Annotated in this window: 16 protein-coding genes and 1 pseudogene; 9 read left to right on the forward strand and 8 right to left on the reverse strand. The window is 63.3% G+C overall.

All coding sequences use genetic code 11. The features are described 5' to 3' along the window. Positions 1 to 59: 59 nt before the first annotated feature. The 3 genes and pseudogenes from CIT26_RS36095 to CIT26_RS25525 form a co-directional block, all read left to right on the forward strand. Positions 60 to 146, forward strand: a pseudogene (locus CIT26_RS36095) (amine oxidase); the annotation flags it as partial. Positions 147 to 149: 3 nt separating this feature from the next. Next, positions 150 to 1,310 (forward strand): CaiB/BaiF CoA transferase family protein, encoded by a 1,161-nt coding sequence (locus CIT26_RS25520; RefSeq protein ID WP_095495133.1) that lies wholly within the window; start codon positions 150 to 152, stop codon positions 1,308 to 1,310. A 20-nt stretch (positions 1,311 to 1,330) separates the two neighbouring features. Further along, positions 1,331 to 2,476 carry an ABC transporter substrate-binding protein gene (locus CIT26_RS25525; RefSeq protein WP_206072817.1) on the forward strand — a complete coding sequence of 382 codons (1,146 nt, stop codon included), beginning with the start codon at positions 1,331 to 1,333 and terminating at the stop codon, positions 2,474 to 2,476. Between the two features lie 153 nt (positions 2,477 to 2,629). On the opposite strand, the gene CIT26_RS25530 is transcribed toward CIT26_RS25525, so the two are convergent. Both CIT26_RS25530 and CIT26_RS25535 read right to left on the reverse strand, forming a co-directional pair. Further along, a complete protein-coding gene (locus tag CIT26_RS25530; protein ID WP_095495135.1) occupies positions 2,630 to 3,466 on the reverse strand; it encodes an amidohydrolase family protein in 837 nt (278 codons plus the stop codon). Between the two features lie 66 nt (positions 3,467 to 3,532). After that, entirely contained in the window at positions 3,533 to 4,321 is a 789-nt protein-coding gene (locus tag CIT26_RS25535) for an IclR family transcriptional regulator (RefSeq protein ID WP_095495136.1), read from the reverse strand. Positions 4,322 to 4,557: 236 nt separating this feature from the next. Here CIT26_RS25535 and CIT26_RS25540 point away from each other — a divergent pair, with 236 nt between their 5' ends. From CIT26_RS25540 to CIT26_RS25555, 4 genes are read left to right on the forward strand one after another with little or no spacing between them, the layout of a single operon-like run. Continuing rightward, positions 4,558 to 5,670, forward strand: coding sequence for a mandelate racemase/muconate lactonizing enzyme family protein (locus CIT26_RS25540; protein WP_095495137.1), 1,113 nt, complete (start codon positions 4,558 to 4,560; stop codon positions 5,668 to 5,670). Positions 5,671 to 5,680: 10 nt separating this feature from the next. After that, entirely contained in the window at positions 5,681 to 6,010 is a 330-nt protein-coding gene (locus CIT26_RS25545) for an L-rhamnose mutarotase (protein ID WP_095495138.1), read from the forward strand. Beyond that, a complete protein-coding gene (locus CIT26_RS25550) occupies positions 6,003 to 7,079 on the forward strand; it encodes a Gfo/Idh/MocA family protein (RefSeq protein ID WP_095495139.1) in 1,077 nt (358 codons plus the stop codon). Before CIT26_RS25545 ends, CIT26_RS25550 begins: the two co-directional genes overlap by 8 nt. Before the next feature lies 1 nt (position 7,080). Next, positions 7,081 to 7,551 carry a MaoC/PaaZ C-terminal domain-containing protein gene (locus tag CIT26_RS25555; RefSeq protein ID WP_095495140.1) on the forward strand — a complete coding sequence of 157 codons (471 nt, stop codon included), beginning with the start codon at positions 7,081 to 7,083 and terminating at the stop codon, positions 7,549 to 7,551. A gap of 426 nt (positions 7,552 to 7,977) precedes the next feature. Here the strand turns inward: CIT26_RS25555 and CIT26_RS25560 are convergent, their stop codons facing one another. Together CIT26_RS25560 and CIT26_RS25565 are read right to left on the reverse strand one after the other, a co-directional pair. Further along, on the reverse strand, positions 7,978 to 8,628 hold the full coding sequence (locus CIT26_RS25560) for a Vgb family protein (RefSeq protein ID WP_095495141.1): 651 nt from the start codon (positions 8,626 to 8,628) through the stop codon (positions 7,978 to 7,980). Positions 8,629 to 8,637: 9 nt separating this feature from the next. Next, positions 8,638 to 9,858, reverse strand: coding sequence for a helix-turn-helix domain-containing protein (locus tag CIT26_RS25565; protein ID WP_095495142.1), 1,221 nt, complete (start codon positions 9,856 to 9,858; stop codon positions 8,638 to 8,640). A gap of 137 nt (positions 9,859 to 9,995) precedes the next feature. Here CIT26_RS25565 and CIT26_RS25570 point away from each other — a divergent pair, with 137 nt between their 5' ends. Both CIT26_RS25570 and CIT26_RS25575 read left to right on the forward strand, forming a co-directional pair. Beyond that, positions 9,996 to 10,766, forward strand: a complete 771-nt coding sequence (locus CIT26_RS25570; protein ID WP_095495143.1) for a DUF899 domain-containing protein — start codon at positions 9,996 to 9,998, stop codon at positions 10,764 to 10,766. 6 nt (positions 10,767 to 10,772) lie between these two features. Continuing rightward, complete coding sequence (locus CIT26_RS25575) at positions 10,773 to 11,078, forward strand: hypothetical protein (protein ID WP_095495144.1); 306 nt, start codon at positions 10,773 to 10,775, stop codon at positions 11,076 to 11,078. Between the two features lie 39 nt (positions 11,079 to 11,117). On the opposite strand, the gene CIT26_RS25580 is transcribed toward CIT26_RS25575, so the two are convergent. From CIT26_RS25580 to ehuC, 4 genes are read right to left on the reverse strand one after another with little or no spacing between them, the layout of a single operon-like run. After that, positions 11,118 to 11,840, reverse strand: a complete 723-nt coding sequence (locus CIT26_RS25580; RefSeq protein WP_095495145.1) for a GntR family transcriptional regulator — start codon at positions 11,838 to 11,840, stop codon at positions 11,118 to 11,120. Further along, positions 11,837 to 12,616, reverse strand: coding sequence for an ectoine/hydroxyectoine ABC transporter ATP-binding protein EhuA (gene ehuA, locus CIT26_RS25585; protein ID WP_095495146.1), 780 nt, complete (start codon positions 12,614 to 12,616; stop codon positions 11,837 to 11,839). Before ehuA ends, CIT26_RS25580 begins: the two co-directional genes overlap by 4 nt. Further along, entirely contained in the window at positions 12,613 to 13,272 is a 660-nt protein-coding gene (ehuD, locus tag CIT26_RS25590; RefSeq protein WP_095495147.1) for an ectoine/hydroxyectoine ABC transporter permease subunit EhuD, read from the reverse strand. The genes ehuA and ehuD overlap by 4 nt, the downstream gene beginning before the upstream one ends. After that, on the reverse strand, positions 13,269 to 13,997 hold the full coding sequence (gene ehuC / locus CIT26_RS25595; protein WP_095495148.1) for an ectoine/hydroxyectoine ABC transporter permease subunit EhuC: 729 nt from the start codon (positions 13,995 to 13,997) through the stop codon (positions 13,269 to 13,271). The genes ehuD and ehuC overlap by 4 nt, the downstream gene beginning before the upstream one ends. Positions 13,998 to 14,039 lie beyond the last annotated feature (42 nt).

The following is a 14,039-nucleotide window of genomic DNA, read 5'->3' on the forward strand; positions in this document are numbered from 1 at the left end:
TGACGGGAGGATAGATCATGCAATTCGCTGTTCCACGGTTCGTCGGCACTGGCGATCGCGAAGGAGAGCTCGTGCTTTATTGCGAGCACCTGCAGACGGTGAAGTACCGCAAGCCGGCCGATTTAGCCGGCAAGATGGAGAAATAGGCAATGGCTGCCACTGCCGAATTGCCGCTGACCGGGCTCGTCGTCGTCGACATGAGCCAGTTCCTGTCCGGGCCCTACTGCTCGCTGAGGTTGCTCGACCTTGGCGCCCGCGTCATCAAGATCGAGCGGCCGGATGGCGGTGACCTGTCGCGCCGGCTTTATCTCAGCGACACCGAGATCGGCGGCGACTCTACAATCTTCCACGCCATCAACCGCGCCAAGGAAAGCTTTGCCATCGACCTCAAGGACGAGGCCGACCTTGCGGCGCTGCGCGGCCTGCTGGCCAAGGCCGACGTGCTGATCCAGAATTTCCGCCCCGGCGTCATCGAGCGCCTGGGCTTCGACTTTGAGGCGGTGCGCAAAATCAATCCGCGCCTGGTCTATGCCTCGATCAGCGGCTATGGCGAGGAAGGCCCGTGGGTCAAGCGGCCCGGGCAGGATCTGCTGGCGCAAGCCCGTTCCGGCGTGATGTGGCTGAACGGCGATGAGGACCAGGGACCGGTGCCGTTCGGCCTGGCGATCGCCGACATGCTGGCGGGCTCCGCCGCCGCGCAAGGCATCCTTGCCGCACTGGTGCGGCGCGGCGTGACCGGCGCGGGCAGCCATGTCGAGACCAGCCTGTTCGAAGCGCTGGTCGACTTCCAGTTCGAGGTGCTGACCACGCATCTCAATGACGGACGCCGCCTGCCGCGGCGATCGGCCTTCCGCAGCGCCCATGCCTATCTGTCGGCGCCTTACGGCGTCTATCCGGCCAAGGACGGCTATCTGGCGATTGCCATGACGCCGATCCCGAAGCTGGCCGACCTCCTGGCGCTCGAAGAGCTAGCGCCCTATCGCGATCAGCCGTCGACCTGGTTCACCGCCCGCGACGAGATCAAGGCGATCATCGCGCAAAAAATCGCGACGAAAACGGTCGACGAATGGCTTGCCATCCTCGAGCCTGCCGACATCTGGTGCGCCAAGGTGCTGACCTGGCCGGAAATGATGGCCAGCGAAGGCTTTCAGGTGCTCGACATGCTGCAGACGGTGACGCGCGAGGACGACGTCTCGATCCTCACCACGCGCTCGCCGCTCAGGGTCGATGGCGTCCGCGCCAAGGTCGAGCGGGCTGCGCCACGCATCGGCGAGCACAGCGCAAAGATCCGCAAGGAGTTCGGATTGTGAGCGACGTGATGCTCAAAGGCATGACCTGGAGCCATCCGCGCGGCTACGATCCGATGGTCGCCTGTTCGGCGCTGTGGAAGCAGCGCACCGGCGTTAACATAGAATGGGACAAGCGCTCGCTGCAGGATTTCGAATCCTTTCCGGTCGAAGAACTGGCCCGTGCCTATGATTTGATCGTCATCGATCATCCGCATGTCGGCCAGATCACTGCCGAGAATTGTTTGGCGCCGCTCGATGTCGTTGGCCGCGAAGCGGAGCGCGCGGCGCTGGCGGCGGGCAGCGTCGGCCGGTCCTATCCGAGCTACAACTGGCAGGGCCGGCAGTGGGCGTTTCCGATCGACACGGCGAGCCAGGTGCAGGCGTGGCGGCCGGACATGCTTTCCGCCGCCCCGGCGAACTGGTCCGACGTGCTCGACCTGGCGCGGCAAGGCCGCGTGCTGTTGCCGCTCAGGCCGCCGCATTCGCTGATGACTTTCTACACGCTTGCCGGCAATCTCGGCCGGCCCGCCGTCGAAGGCCCCAGCGACCACGTCAACCCTGCAACGGGCAGCCGCGTTTTCGAGGTGATGCGCGAGATCGCGGCTCTCATCGATCCGGCCTGCCTTGGCATGGACCCGATCGACGTCCTGGAGGACATGGCCGGCTCTGGCTCGCGGATCGCCTGCGCGCCGCTGATCTACGGCTATGTCTCCTATGCCATTGCCGGATTCCGGAGCAGCCGCCTTGCCTTCGCCGACATTCCGTCTGTGGGCGATGCCGGTCCGGTCGGCTCGGCGCTCGGCGGAACCGGCATTGCCGTGTCGGCCTTTTCGAACGCCATGCAAAAGGCAATCGACTTCGCCTACTGGATCGCCAGCGGCGAGGTGCAGCGCGGCCCCTATGCGGCGGCCGGCGGCCAGCCCAGCCATGCCGCAGCCTGGGACGATGCAGCCGTCAATGCAGCCGCCGGCAATTTCTACAAGGACACCCGCCCCACGCTCGAGGGTGCCTGGGTCAGGCCACGCCACGATGGCTACATGGCCTTCCAGCAGGCCGCGTCCGATCGCATCAATCTCGGCCTGATCGAAAAGCACGATGCCGATCGCGTCGTTGCCGATCTCAATCGCCTGTTTGTGGAGAGTTTCCCGGCACCCGGCGCTGCCGGTGGAGGTCCTGAAACCAACTGAATGGAGGAGACCATGAACAGTCTGATCCGGGGCAACCCACGCTGCTGATCGGCCTCGGCTTCCGGCCGTCGACCGTGCGCACTTGGCCTGGTGATCGTGCTTGTGTCGCTCTATGGCCGCGAGAGGCACGTGTCGGCGACGATCTGAAGCCGCTTACAAACTCCAAAGCCGCTTCGCATTGCCGGAGAGCAGCTTTTGCCGCTCATCGAGGCTTGCACCGGCAAGCAGCGCGTGCGTCGCCGCCACCCAGGTCGCAAGCCCGCCGCCAAGCGTGCAGACCGGCCAGTCGCTGCCCCACACGACGCGGTCCCAGCCGAAGCATTCGATGGTGTGCTCCACATAGGAACGCAGCGTTTCGACAGTCCACGATCCAGCGTCCGCATAGGCGACCACACCGGAAATTTTGCCGACGACGTTTGGGCGGCGCGCAATCTCCGCCATATGCTCGCGCCAGGGATGCTCACTGGTGCCCTTGATGTCGGGCACGCCGCAATGGTCGAGCACGAACTGCACGTCCGGCGCGAGATCGGCGAGTGCAATCGCCTTGGGGATTTGGTGCGGCAGGACGACGAGATCGAAGGTCAATTGCGTGCCGGCAAGCCGTTTGATGTTTTCCCGAAACAGCGCGCCTTCCGAAAGCTCGTCCGGCATGACGTGGAGCACACGGCGAAAACCCTTGACGAAGGGATCGGCGCGCTGGCGCTCGATATAGGCGGCAAAGCCCGGCGCTTCCGGACGGCAGGAGGCGATCGCCCCGCGCAGTAAACTATCCCTCTGTTGTGACAGCGCTTTCACATGGCTGGTTTCGGCCTCGATGTCAGCCGGATCGACATCGACCTCCATATGCAACGCGCCCTCTATGCCGGCACGCCGGGCCTGGATTGCATATTCGTCGTAGGAAAAATCGCGGTTGAGCGCCGGCACGCCGGAGAGCCAGGGATAGCGCAGCGCCGATTGGTCAATCAGATGCAGATGGGTGTCGAAAATCATGACGACGCGCTCCTCCTCCGGCGTTTCAAATCATCTCACCGAGAAATCGTTCATTCAAATAAGAATTCACTTCGCCTGTCTGACCGTTGATCCCGCCAGTTGCGATAGCTTCTCGGTCGCCGCCAGCAGCAGTTCTATTGTCCTGGTGATATCGGGCGCCTTGGGTGCATTGACCAGGGTTATGTAGGGGATCGACAGCGCGGCGATCGCCTTGCCGTCCGAGCCAAGAACAGGTGTCGACAGGTTGAACACACCGGCCGTCTGCACCGACGCCATCATCTCATAGCCGCGTTCACGAATCTGATCGAGGCGGGCGAAGAATTCCGGCGATTGAGGCGGCTTGTCGGTGCTGCGCAGATGTTCGGAGATCATCATCTGCCGCTCTTCCGGCGAGCGAAATGCCAGCAGCACATGCCCGGAGCCGGTGTCGAACAGGCTGACATGCGCGCCAACGCGAATCGAGATGCCCCAATAGTCCGGAGCTTCCTGCTGCGCGATAACCACGGCAGAACCGCGGTCGAAGACGACAAGCTGGTTTGCCTGCCGCGAGGTTTCGGCAAGTTCACGCATCAGCGGCGTCGCATAGGAAACCAGCCGCCGCACCGGCGCGTGCAACTGCGCCAGACCAAACAGCTTGAGCGTCAGCGAATAACGATCACCGTCGGGCCGCGTGACGTAGCCGCGTCGCACCAGCCGGTCCAGCATACGGTAGAACTCGTTGGGGCTGCGGTCGAGCTTCTTGGCGATTTCCGCCTGCGTCAGGCCGCCGTCGACGCCGGCCAGAAGCTCGAGGATGTCGAGCCCCTTGTCGAGCGCCGGGGCGCGATAACGGTCCTCGTCCTCGTCCTCCGCCATAGCACTCCCCAGTGAATTTTGACTTTCATATACGCACAATGGCTTGCATCCGGAAAGAACTTTCAAACTTGACGACATCGTAAAGGTTTTGTTTGTATATGAATTAAGCACTGCAAATCGGGTCGGCGCGACGGGAACCGCTTAAGGCCAGGCGACCGGGTGAAAATGAGCCTGGACCTGTTCGCAGGCCCATCTGTTTTCTGCCGATACCGGCAACACATTGCGAGGTTAACGTCATGGCAAAGATCGAAAAAGTCGAACTGCGCATGGTCGACCTGGTGCCGAAGGTCAAGCGCACCGATGCGATCCAGAGTTTTGTCAGCCAGGAGACTCCCATCGTCACCATTACCGACGCCGACGGTGCGGTCGGCACCGGCTACAGCTACACGATCGGCACCGGCGGCTCCTCGGTGATGCGGCTCATGGCCGATCACCTCGCGCCGCGGCTGATCGGCCGTAACGCCGACATGATCGAGGCGATCTGGCACGAGCTCGAATTTGCCACCCATGCCACGACGATCGGCGCGATCACGGCCATCGCGCTGGCGGCCATCGATACGGCGCTGTGGGATCTCAGGGCAAAGAAGCAAAACCTGCCGCTGTGGAAGCTGGCCGGCGGCGCCAAGGACCGCTGTCCGCTCTACACGACCGAAGGCGGCTGGCTGCACATCGAGACCGAGGCGCTGGTCGAGGACGCGCTGGCCGCCAAGGCCAAGGGTTTTCGCGGATCGAAGGTCAAGATCGGCAAGCCGCACGGTTCAGAGGATCTCGCCCGGCTGACCGCGGTGCGCCAGGCGGTCGGGTCATCCTACGAGATCATGACCGACTGCAACCAGGGCTTTTCGGTCGACGAGGCGATCCGCCGGGCGGAGCGGCTGCGCGATCTCGACCTCGCCTGGATCGAGGAACCGCTGCCGGCCGACGACATTGACGGCCATGTGCGGCTGTCGAATGCGACGTCGACGCCGATCGCCATTGGCGAGTCGCTCTACTCGATCCGGCATTTCCGCGAATATATGCAAAAAGGCGGCTGCTCGATCGTGCAGGTCGATGTCGGCCGCATCGGCGGCATCACGCCATGGCTGAAGGTCGCGCATGCGGCCGAGACGTTCGACATCCCGGTCTGCCCGCATTTCCTGATGGAACTGCATGTCAGCCTGACCTGCGCCATTCAGAACGGCCGATATGTCGAGTATATTCCCCAGCTTGACGAACTGACCGGCAACAAGATGCGCATCGAAGACGGGCACGCGCTGGCGCCGGGCGAGCCCGGCATCGGCATCGACTGGGACTGGGATGCCGTCAAGGCGAAGAGCATCGCGGAATTCACGACCGATATAACAAAATAGGGAGCCGGACATGCAGCGGATGGGAATGGTGCTCGGCCTCAAGCCGGAAAAGGTCGCCGACTATGTGCGGCTTCACGCCGCCGTCTGGCCTGACGTGCTGGCCATGATTTCCGCCTGCAACATCAAGAATTATTCGATCTACCTCAAGGAGCCGGAGCACCTGCTGTTCAGTTATTTCGAATATCACGGAACCGACTATGCCGCCGACATGGCCAAGATGGCCGCCGATCCCAAGACGCAGGAATGGTGGGCACTGTGCATGCCTTGCCAGGAGCCGCTGCCGACGCGCGGGCAAGGCGAGTGGTGGGCATCGATGGACGAAGTCTTCCATCATGACTGATGGTGTTTTCGATCCTGCCTCGCTCTCCCAGGCGTGGGCACAGCCGTCAAAGCCCAGGCCGATTGTGATTTTCGGCGCCGGGTCGATCGTCGGCGATGCGCATTTCCCGGCCTATGGGAAAGCCGGCTTCCCGGTCGCCGGGCTTTTCGATCGCGATCAGGCCAAGGCGGAAAAGCTCGCGGCAAAATGGGGTGTCGCCGCTTACCGGTCGGTCGAGGAGGCCGCGGCGATCAAGAACGCCGTCTTCGACCTGGCGACGCCGCCGGCTCGTCATGCCGGCGTGCTCAGGGCGTTGCCCGACGGTGCGATGGCGCTGATCCAGAAGCCGATGGGAAGCGATCTCACCGAGGCGACCGAAATCCTCGAAATCTGCCGCTCCAAAAACCTGAAGGCGGCGGTGAATTTCCAACTCCGCTTCGCGCCGATGATGCTGGCGCTGAAGGATGCGATTGCCATGGGCTGGCTCGGCGACGTGGTCGATTTCGACGCCTGGCTGGCGCTTGCCACCCCCTGGCAACTCTGGGAGTTCCTGCTGAAGGCGCCGCGCGTCGAGATCGCGATGCATTCGATCCACTATCTCGACCTGATCCGGCAATTGCTCGGCGATCCCGGAGGGGTTCACGCCAAGACGCTCGGCCATCCCAACCACAAGGTCGCGCAAACGCGCACCAGCGCGATCCTCGACTATGGCGATACCGTGCGCTGTGCGCTGTCGATCAATCACGATCATAAATTCGGCCGAAAACACCAGGCCTGCGAGTTCCGCATCTGCGGCACCGAGGGCGCCGCCTATCTCAAACTCGGGCTGAACCTCGACTATCCGCGCGGCGAGCCTGATATCCTTGAAATCTATCCGAAGCGCGGCTCCGACTGGGTTACAGTGCCGCTCGTCGGCGAATGGTTTCCGGACGCCTTTGTCGGCCGCATGGCCAATGTCCAGCGCTACGCGTCAGGCGAGGATGCCGAACTTGTCAGTTCCGTCGAGGACGGCTGGAACACGATGGCACTGGTCGAAGCCGCCTACCGATCGAGTGCGGCGCCGGCAACACCGATCGCGGCGAGGCCCTGACATGGAGCAGACGATCTACTTTGAGGACTACCAGATCGGCTCGTCGCGCATGACCAGCGGGCGCACCATCACCGAGACCGACTTCGTCGTTCATGCCGGCCATACCGGCGATTTCTTTCCCCACCACATGGATGCCGAGTTCATGAAGACGACGCCGTTCGGCCAGCGCATCGCGCACGGCACGTTGGTCTTCTCGGTCGGCGTCGGGCTGACGGCAAGCGTCATCAACCCGGTCGCCTTCTCCTATGGCTACGACAGGTTGCGCTTCATCAAGCCGGTGTTCATCGGTGATACGATCAAGACCCGCACCACCATCTCGGCTAGGGAAGACGATCCCAAGCGGCCGGATTCGGGCCGGGTCATCGAGCGCTGCGAAGTGATCAACCAGCATGGCGATGTGGTCCTGGTCGCCGACCACATCTACATCGTCGAGCGCCGCGCCAAGCCGAACAGCGGTTCGAGCTCAGTTTGACAAAACGCGCAGTTTTCAAGCCAGGGCTCAACCTCCCGGAAGTGGCCGACGGTTAGGTCAAGTCGTGCCGCCAGCCTCGAATTCGCGGGCCTGTGAGAGATGGCGCCGAAACCCGAGACAAAAAACCCGCCTTGGCGGCGGCCATCACCTGTCAAGTTGAAACTACCTACAGTTGCAATTCCATCGCTTCAGATTTGCGCTGCCCCTCATTGCCCTGCGGTCCAACGTGGATTCCACCAACCCAAGGGCGGCGGCGGAACGGCGCTATCTGTGCTGCCGCCAAGAAAGAGCGGAGGCGCACCGACAGGCGATCGGCTTGCGCAGGGCTACAGCGGTCCAGTCCGCCGCGTCGATGGCCGCCTCTGCTGGCAGGACCCGGCGGACGGTTCGTCAAGGGGGAAAGCGCGCCCGCGAGGGCCGCTTCGGTTACTTGCTCGTGGAGCCTCGCCTGGGCCGGCGGATGGCTCTCACCTTGCCGCTGTTTCCACCGCCGCAGAAGAACTGATCGCCACCATCGGACTCGAGCCCCGACACGCCTGTTCCAGGCGGCATATCGAGCTTCTCCAGGACCTTTCCCGTTTCAGGATCTATCCGCCTGACGTCGCTCTCGTCACCTTCCCAGGTGCCGTGCCAGAGTTCGCCGTCGATCCAGGTGACCCCTGTGACGATGCGGTTGGAATCGATTGTGCGAAGAACTGCCCCTGTCTGGGGATCGATCTGATGAATTTTGCGACCGCGATTCTGCCCCACCCAAAGTGTCCCTTCGGCCCAGGCGAGCCCGGAGTCGCCGCCGCCACCTGGCGCCGGGATCGTGGCCAGCACTTGGCCGGTCTTCGGGTCGATCTTCTGGATGCGATCTTCGGCGATCTGGAACAAGTGCTGACCGTCGAAGGCCGTTCCTGCGTGCGCGGCGACATCGATCGCGCGCACCACCTTCCCGCTCGCAGGATCCAAGGCGTTCAGCCTGTATCCGGACGCAAACCAGACGTGCTGACCGTCGAACGTAACCCCAGCCACCTGGTCGACACCCGGAAAGGGTCCATATTCGCGGAGGACTTCGGCTGCAGATCGCTTCATGCTTCTATCCTAGTAGCCCGACAGTGAACCGGGGAGTAACAAGATTGTCGGGAATCCCGGTACGGGTGGGGTCATCCAGCGACGCGCTCGCCCGCGACCGAACGACTGCACCTTGCCTGCTGCCGCAAGCTGCTCGAGCGATCGCTGCACGGTGCGCGAGCTGGCTCCGAGCGCAATTGCGAGCGCCGAGCTCGACCACGACTCGCCATCGGCGAGGAAGGCAAGCACCGCTGCATGCTGCTCGTCGACGGGCGGCGCCAGCACCACGACATCGCGTGGGCGGCGCGGCTTAAGCGCAAAGCCTCGCTTGGTCGCGCTCACATCCGCCAGTGACCGCAGCTCCACGCGAAGCCGACCGACTTCGACCCGCAACCGTGCGCGATGCGATTCATCGGCGTGCTTGCCGCCGAAGGCGCGGGCGACGAGCGTGCTCCTCGGCACGTCCGCGGGCCAGGCTTCGCCCAGCGTGCGCGCAAGCGCGAACAAGACCGGGCGCGTCGCGAGCGAGACGATCATGCCGGCGTCCCGCACGACATTGCGGCAGGCGTCGACGACGAGCGCCCCCGACGTCAGCAGCGCTTCGACCTCCTCAAGCAGGAGCGGGCGCTCCTCACCACGGGCGATCAGGCGCGCGGCGGGCGTGTTCATCACGAGGGATGCGCCTTCAACCTCGGCCGTCAGCGCGGGAATGTCCGCCTGGCGCGCGGCATGCTCGGCCCGCGCGAGCGCAACGCGCGCCGCCTTGGTCCGGAGGCGTCGAATCGCGAGCCCCGCAATCACCAGCTCGTGGGCGGCCCTCGACGCGGGTGGGAGCGTTGTCGGGTCGAACCCGGCGAGCCTGCTCTCGGCCTCATCGAGGCGTCCGATCAGGAGCAGGCGCCGAGCTTCGAGATTGCGCGCATGCGCGGCATTGACGTGGTCGCCGTGCTTTTCAAGCGTCGACCGCGCGGCGTCGAGTGCCTTCGCCGGCCAGCCCAGGTCGCGCGAGACGAGTGCGATCTCGGCTTCGGCGACGACGCACCTCGCGCGGGCCACGGCCTCTTTCGGACCGAAGGCGCGCGCAGCACTTTTGAGGAGAGCCTTTGCTCGAACGAGATCGCCGAGCTGCGCCATCGCGATGCCGCGCAGCGCAAGCGCAGGCGCATCGTCACGCAGGGCGACCCGCTTCAATGCGCCGAGGGGATCACCCGTTGCGAGGGCGCGCGCCGCAGCGGTGATCAGCGAGTCCATCGGAATCCCGTCACACTTGTAACTCTCACCATTCGAAATCAGGTCCTAATCTATCTCAGGACCAACAGCCAGCGCGCCGTAAGAAAACGGTGCGAACGAGGCAGGACATAGAGGACAGAACATAGAGGAGAAGAACGATGCCGACACACAGGACCGGAACACGTGAGGAGTGGCTGGCAGCGCGGCTTGATCTGCTCAAGACGGAGAAGGAGCTCACGCGACAAAGCGACGAGGTGGCGCGGCGGCGGCAGGAATTGCCTTGGGTTCGGATCGACAAGGATTACCGATTCGAGACCGATGAAGGCAGCGCCTCACTGGCAGACCTTTTCAGGGGACGCTCGCAGCTCCTCGTCTACCACTTCATGTTCGGGCCCGATTACACGGCGGGCTGTCCGGCCTGCTCAGCGATCGCGGACGGGTTCGACGGCTTCGTCGTCCATCTGGCCAACCACGACGTCACGCTTTCGGCGGTATCGCGGGCACCGCTGGCGAAGCTGCAGGCGTACAAGCAGCGGATGGGGTGGACGTTCCCCTGGGCCTCCTCACACGGCAGCGACTTCAATTTCGACTTCGACGTTTCGTTCACCGAGGAGCAGCAGCGCGAGGAAGGCATCGAATACAATTATGTGCGCGAGGCGCCGTTCGCCGAGATACCCTCGCGTACGACTGCCGACGGCTCCGCGACGTTCGCTGCAATGAGCGGAACAGACATGGCCACGTACACGCGCGAGAGGCCGGGCATGAGCGCGTTCGTGCTCGAGGACGGCGTCGTCTACCACGCCTATTCCACCTATGCGCGCGGACTGGACGGCCTCTGGGGCATGTATCAGTGGCTCGACCGCGCGCCCCAAGGGCGTAACGAGACGGGCGTCTGGTGGCGCCGCCATGACGAGTACGGCCAGGGCTGACGTTCGATGACACTGCACTCCAACCACACCCGGAAGATGCCGCCCGCAGGCAGCGGATCTGCCGATTTCCCAAGCGACAATGTCGCCGCCCGCGGCGCGGCCGACTGGCTGTCCCTGGCGGCCGCGCCAACCTTCGCAATGATGGGGCTGCTGACGGCCGTCACCGGTGATGCGGGCATGATCTGCTCGGCGGCGGAAGATGCGTCACCGCTGAGTGGAATGGTCGTGATGTACTTGCTGATGAGCGCCTTCCATTCGGCGCCTTGGCTGAAGCTGGTCGCCAGCCGACGAAGCGCTGTCCGCCGGTCGTGATCCGGCGTTCGCCGATCAAGCGGCGACTTCGCGCAGCCCCTATGTGGCGATATTGGCCTCGCCTGCATGACGCATCATGCGGCGAAAACTCATCGAGATATGAGCTCGCCTTATGTGCCCGATGGACTCCCAGTCGCCGATCTCGGCGGCGGCAAGCACCTCTTCCATTTCGCGGCGGAACGCAGTGAACTCCTCCACAAGGCCCAACTGCGGCATCATCTTCAGGACGACGCGCGCAACCTGAAAATACAGACGCTCGCTGATCTCGCGCAGCGGCTGGTTGCCGGTCATCGCGGTGAGCTCGTAGAAAAAATCCATGTTGAGGCGCAGGAAAGCGCGCTGGTCGGGGTTGAGCACATCGGAATCGCAGCGCGCGATGAGTGCCCTTATCCGGTCGAGGTCGTCCGCCGTGCGCGGGATCGGCGAAAGCTTGCCGACGAGGAGCGCCAGTTCCAGGCGCAAATGATAGACCTGCTGCAATTCCTCAATGTCGACGTCGGTGACGATCGTGCCGACGCCATGGACGGATTGAACCAGACCCTCGGATTCGAGGCGCGCCAGGACACGGCGAACCGGCGTGCGGCTGATCTGGAATTCCTGGGCAAGTTCTTCCTCGGAGAGATGGCTCCCCGGCGCGTAGTCGAGCAGGCAGATACGGTCGCGCAATATCCGGTAGATACGCTCGAACCGCTCCCGCGCCGAAAGCGGACGCGGCGGCGCGGCGGTCACGGCCAGGGGCGAGGCATCTGTCTCAAGCGTCATCCAGCCTCCAGGACAGCGTGCAGGAACTGCCGTGTCCGCTCGTTCTTGGGGGCGCCGAACAACTCGCTTGGCGGCCCCTGCTCGCAGATCTTGCCGGCATGGAAAAAGCAGACGCGATCGGAGAATTCCTTGGCAAATCCCATCTGGTGGGTGACCATCAACATGGTGAGGTCATGTTCCCTACCGAGTTTTCGGATGACTTCAAGCACTTCGCCGACGAGTTCGGGGTCGAGTGCCGAGGTCACCTCGTCGAACAGCATGATCTTGGGCCGCATGGCGCAAGCGCGGGCGATGGCGACACGCTGCTGCTGGCCGCCGGAAAGCTGCGAGGGATAGTGGTCCTTCTTCTCCGACAAGCCGACCATGTCGAGCAGCTCGGCCGCACGCGCCTCGGCATCGGCGCGCTTCATGCCGAGCACGGTTATCGGGGCCTCGATGCAGTTCTGCATCGCCGTCATGTGCGGGAACAGGTTGAACGACTGGAACACCATGCCGATTTTGGCGCGGATCTTGCGGATGTGCGCGAGATCGGCGGGAACAAGCTTGCCGTTCCTCTCCATGTGGGTGAGCGGCTCGCCTTCCACCCAGATGACGCCGTCATTGATCGTCTCCAGCGTCATCAGCATGCGCAGCACCGTGGTCTTGCCGGAGCCGGACGGCCCGATGATGGAGACCTTCTCGCCGCGTGCTATTTCCAGATTGAGCCCGTCGAGAACGGTCAGCGCGCCGTAGCGTTTCGAAACATTGTCGAAGCGGACCATCGGTTGTTCCGTCATCGCATGGTCCTCCGGTTGAGCAGGCCTTCGAGGGAGCGAATGAGCGCGGCAGAAACCAGGCTCATGGCAAGGAAGAACAGGCCGACCAGCGTCATCGGCTCAGTGTAGCGGAAGGTTTCGGAGCCGATGATCTTGGCCGTCTGCATCAGCTCCAGCACGGCGATTGCGGAAAGCAATGGCGTCTCCTTGAACAAGGCAACCAGATAGTTGCCGAGCGCCGGAACGATCGGCGGGATCGCCTGCGGAATGATGATGTCGCGGAACGTCGTCCAGGCTGACAGATTGAGTGCGACCGAGGCTTCCCACTGGCCGCGATGGATGTTGTCGAACCCGGCGCGATAGACCTCGGAACAATAGGCTGCGTAGTGGATGCCGATGGCAAGCACCCCGGCGGTGAAGGCGTCGAGCACGACGCCAAATTTCGGAAAGACGAAATAGAGAAAGAATATCTGGATCAGCAGCGGGGTTGACCGGATCAGTTCGACCAGCACCGAAATCGTCCAGCCGGTCCACGGCACGGCGATGCGGACGACCGCCAGCACCAGGCCAAGCGAGGCGGCAAGCGCAAACCCGATCAGCGTCGCCTCGATGGAAACGATGGCAGCGCGGGCGAGCACCGGCAGGATTTCAAAAGCAAATGCCCAGTCCCAGATCATGCTGCCTTCCCCCGCGCCAGTCCGAGCGAAGCCCGCCTTTCGAGAAGCCGCATGCCGATGGTCACAACCAGCGACATTGCCAGGTACATCAGCAGGACGAGGGTGAAGATCGGAATGGTCTTGAACGTGTTCTGGTTCATTTGCTGCGCCTTGAAGGCGAGGTCCGAGAGCGTGATCAGCGAGACCAGCGCTGTCGATTTCAAAAGCTCGATGAACAGATTGCCCCACGGCGGAATCATGGCGACGAAAGCCTGCGGCAGGATGATCCGGCGCAGCATCTGGGGGCGGCTCATGTTCAATGCGGTAGACGCCTCCCATTGGCCGCGGGCGACGGACTGAATCGCGCCGCGCACGACTTCCGATCCGTAAGCTCCAACGTTCAGGCCGAGCGCCAGAACGGCAACCAGAAATGCGTCGAGCGTGACACCGAATTGCGGCAGCACGAAAAACAGCCAAAACAATTGCACCAGCGCCGACGTGCCGCGGAAGATCTCGACATAGACCGTGGCCAGCCATCTGAGCGGCGCCGGGCCATACATCCTTGCCAGCGCCGCCAGCACGCCCATGACAATTGCCAGCAGGCTGCCGAGGATAGCGATCTCGATCGTCAGGACCGCGCCTTGCAGCAGCCCCGGCATAAATACTTTGTAAGATTCCTGCGTTGCTAAGGCACCGATCACGACAAGCGCGGTGACCAGCATGGCAACAAGCGTACGGATTCCCATGCGGATTCCCCTAGAAAAAAGGGCGGCGCTTTCGCGCCGCCA

Origin of the sequence: Mesorhizobium temperatum (genome assembly GCF_002284575.1) — a bacterium.
Classification (GTDB): domain Bacteria; phylum Pseudomonadota; class Alphaproteobacteria; order Rhizobiales; family Rhizobiaceae; genus Mesorhizobium; species Mesorhizobium temperatum.

Excerpts from the sequence above, each read along its gene's own strand:
- CIT26_RS25520 (WP_095495133.1), top strand. The coding sequence starts at position 150 with ATGGCTGCCACTGCCGAATTGCCGCTGACCGGGCTCGTCGTCGTCGAC.
- CIT26_RS25525 (WP_206072817.1), top strand. The coding sequence starts at position 1,331 with ATGACCTGGAGCCATCCGCGCGGCTACGATCCGATGGTCGCCTGTTCG.
- CIT26_RS25530 (WP_095495135.1), bottom strand. The coding sequence starts at position 3,466 with ATGATTTTCGACACCCATCTGCATCTGATTGACCAATCGGCGCTGCGC.
- CIT26_RS25535 (WP_095495136.1), bottom strand. The coding sequence starts at position 4,321 with ATGGCGGAGGACGAGGACGAGGACCGTTATCGCGCCCCGGCGCTCGAC.
- CIT26_RS25540 (WP_095495137.1), top strand. The coding sequence starts at position 4,558 with ATGGCAAAGATCGAAAAAGTCGAACTGCGCATGGTCGACCTGGTGCCG.
- CIT26_RS25545 (WP_095495138.1), top strand. The coding sequence starts at position 5,681 with ATGCAGCGGATGGGAATGGTGCTCGGCCTCAAGCCGGAAAAGGTCGCC.
- CIT26_RS25550 (WP_095495139.1), top strand. The coding sequence starts at position 6,003 with ATGACTGATGGTGTTTTCGATCCTGCCTCGCTCTCCCAGGCGTGGGCA.
- CIT26_RS25555 (WP_095495140.1), top strand. The coding sequence starts at position 7,081 with ATGGAGCAGACGATCTACTTTGAGGACTACCAGATCGGCTCGTCGCGC.
- CIT26_RS25560 (WP_095495141.1), bottom strand. The coding sequence starts at position 8,628 with ATGAAGCGATCTGCAGCCGAAGTCCTCCGCGAATATGGACCCTTTCCG.
- CIT26_RS25565 (WP_095495142.1), bottom strand. The coding sequence starts at position 9,858 with ATGGACTCGCTGATCACCGCTGCGGCGCGCGCCCTCGCAACGGGTGAT.
- CIT26_RS25570 (WP_095495143.1), top strand. The coding sequence starts at position 9,996 with ATGCCGACACACAGGACCGGAACACGTGAGGAGTGGCTGGCAGCGCGG.
- CIT26_RS25575 (WP_095495144.1), top strand. The coding sequence starts at position 10,773 with ATGACACTGCACTCCAACCACACCCGGAAGATGCCGCCCGCAGGCAGC.
- CIT26_RS25580 (WP_095495145.1), bottom strand. The coding sequence starts at position 11,840 with ATGACGCTTGAGACAGATGCCTCGCCCCTGGCCGTGACCGCCGCGCCG.
- ehuA (WP_095495146.1), bottom strand. The coding sequence starts at position 12,616 with ATGACGGAACAACCGATGGTCCGCTTCGACAATGTTTCGAAACGCTAC.
- ehuD (WP_095495147.1), bottom strand. The coding sequence starts at position 13,272 with ATGATCTGGGACTGGGCATTTGCTTTTGAAATCCTGCCGGTGCTCGCC.
- ehuC (WP_095495148.1), bottom strand. The coding sequence starts at position 13,997 with ATGGGAATCCGTACGCTTGTTGCCATGCTGGTCACCGCGCTTGTCGTG.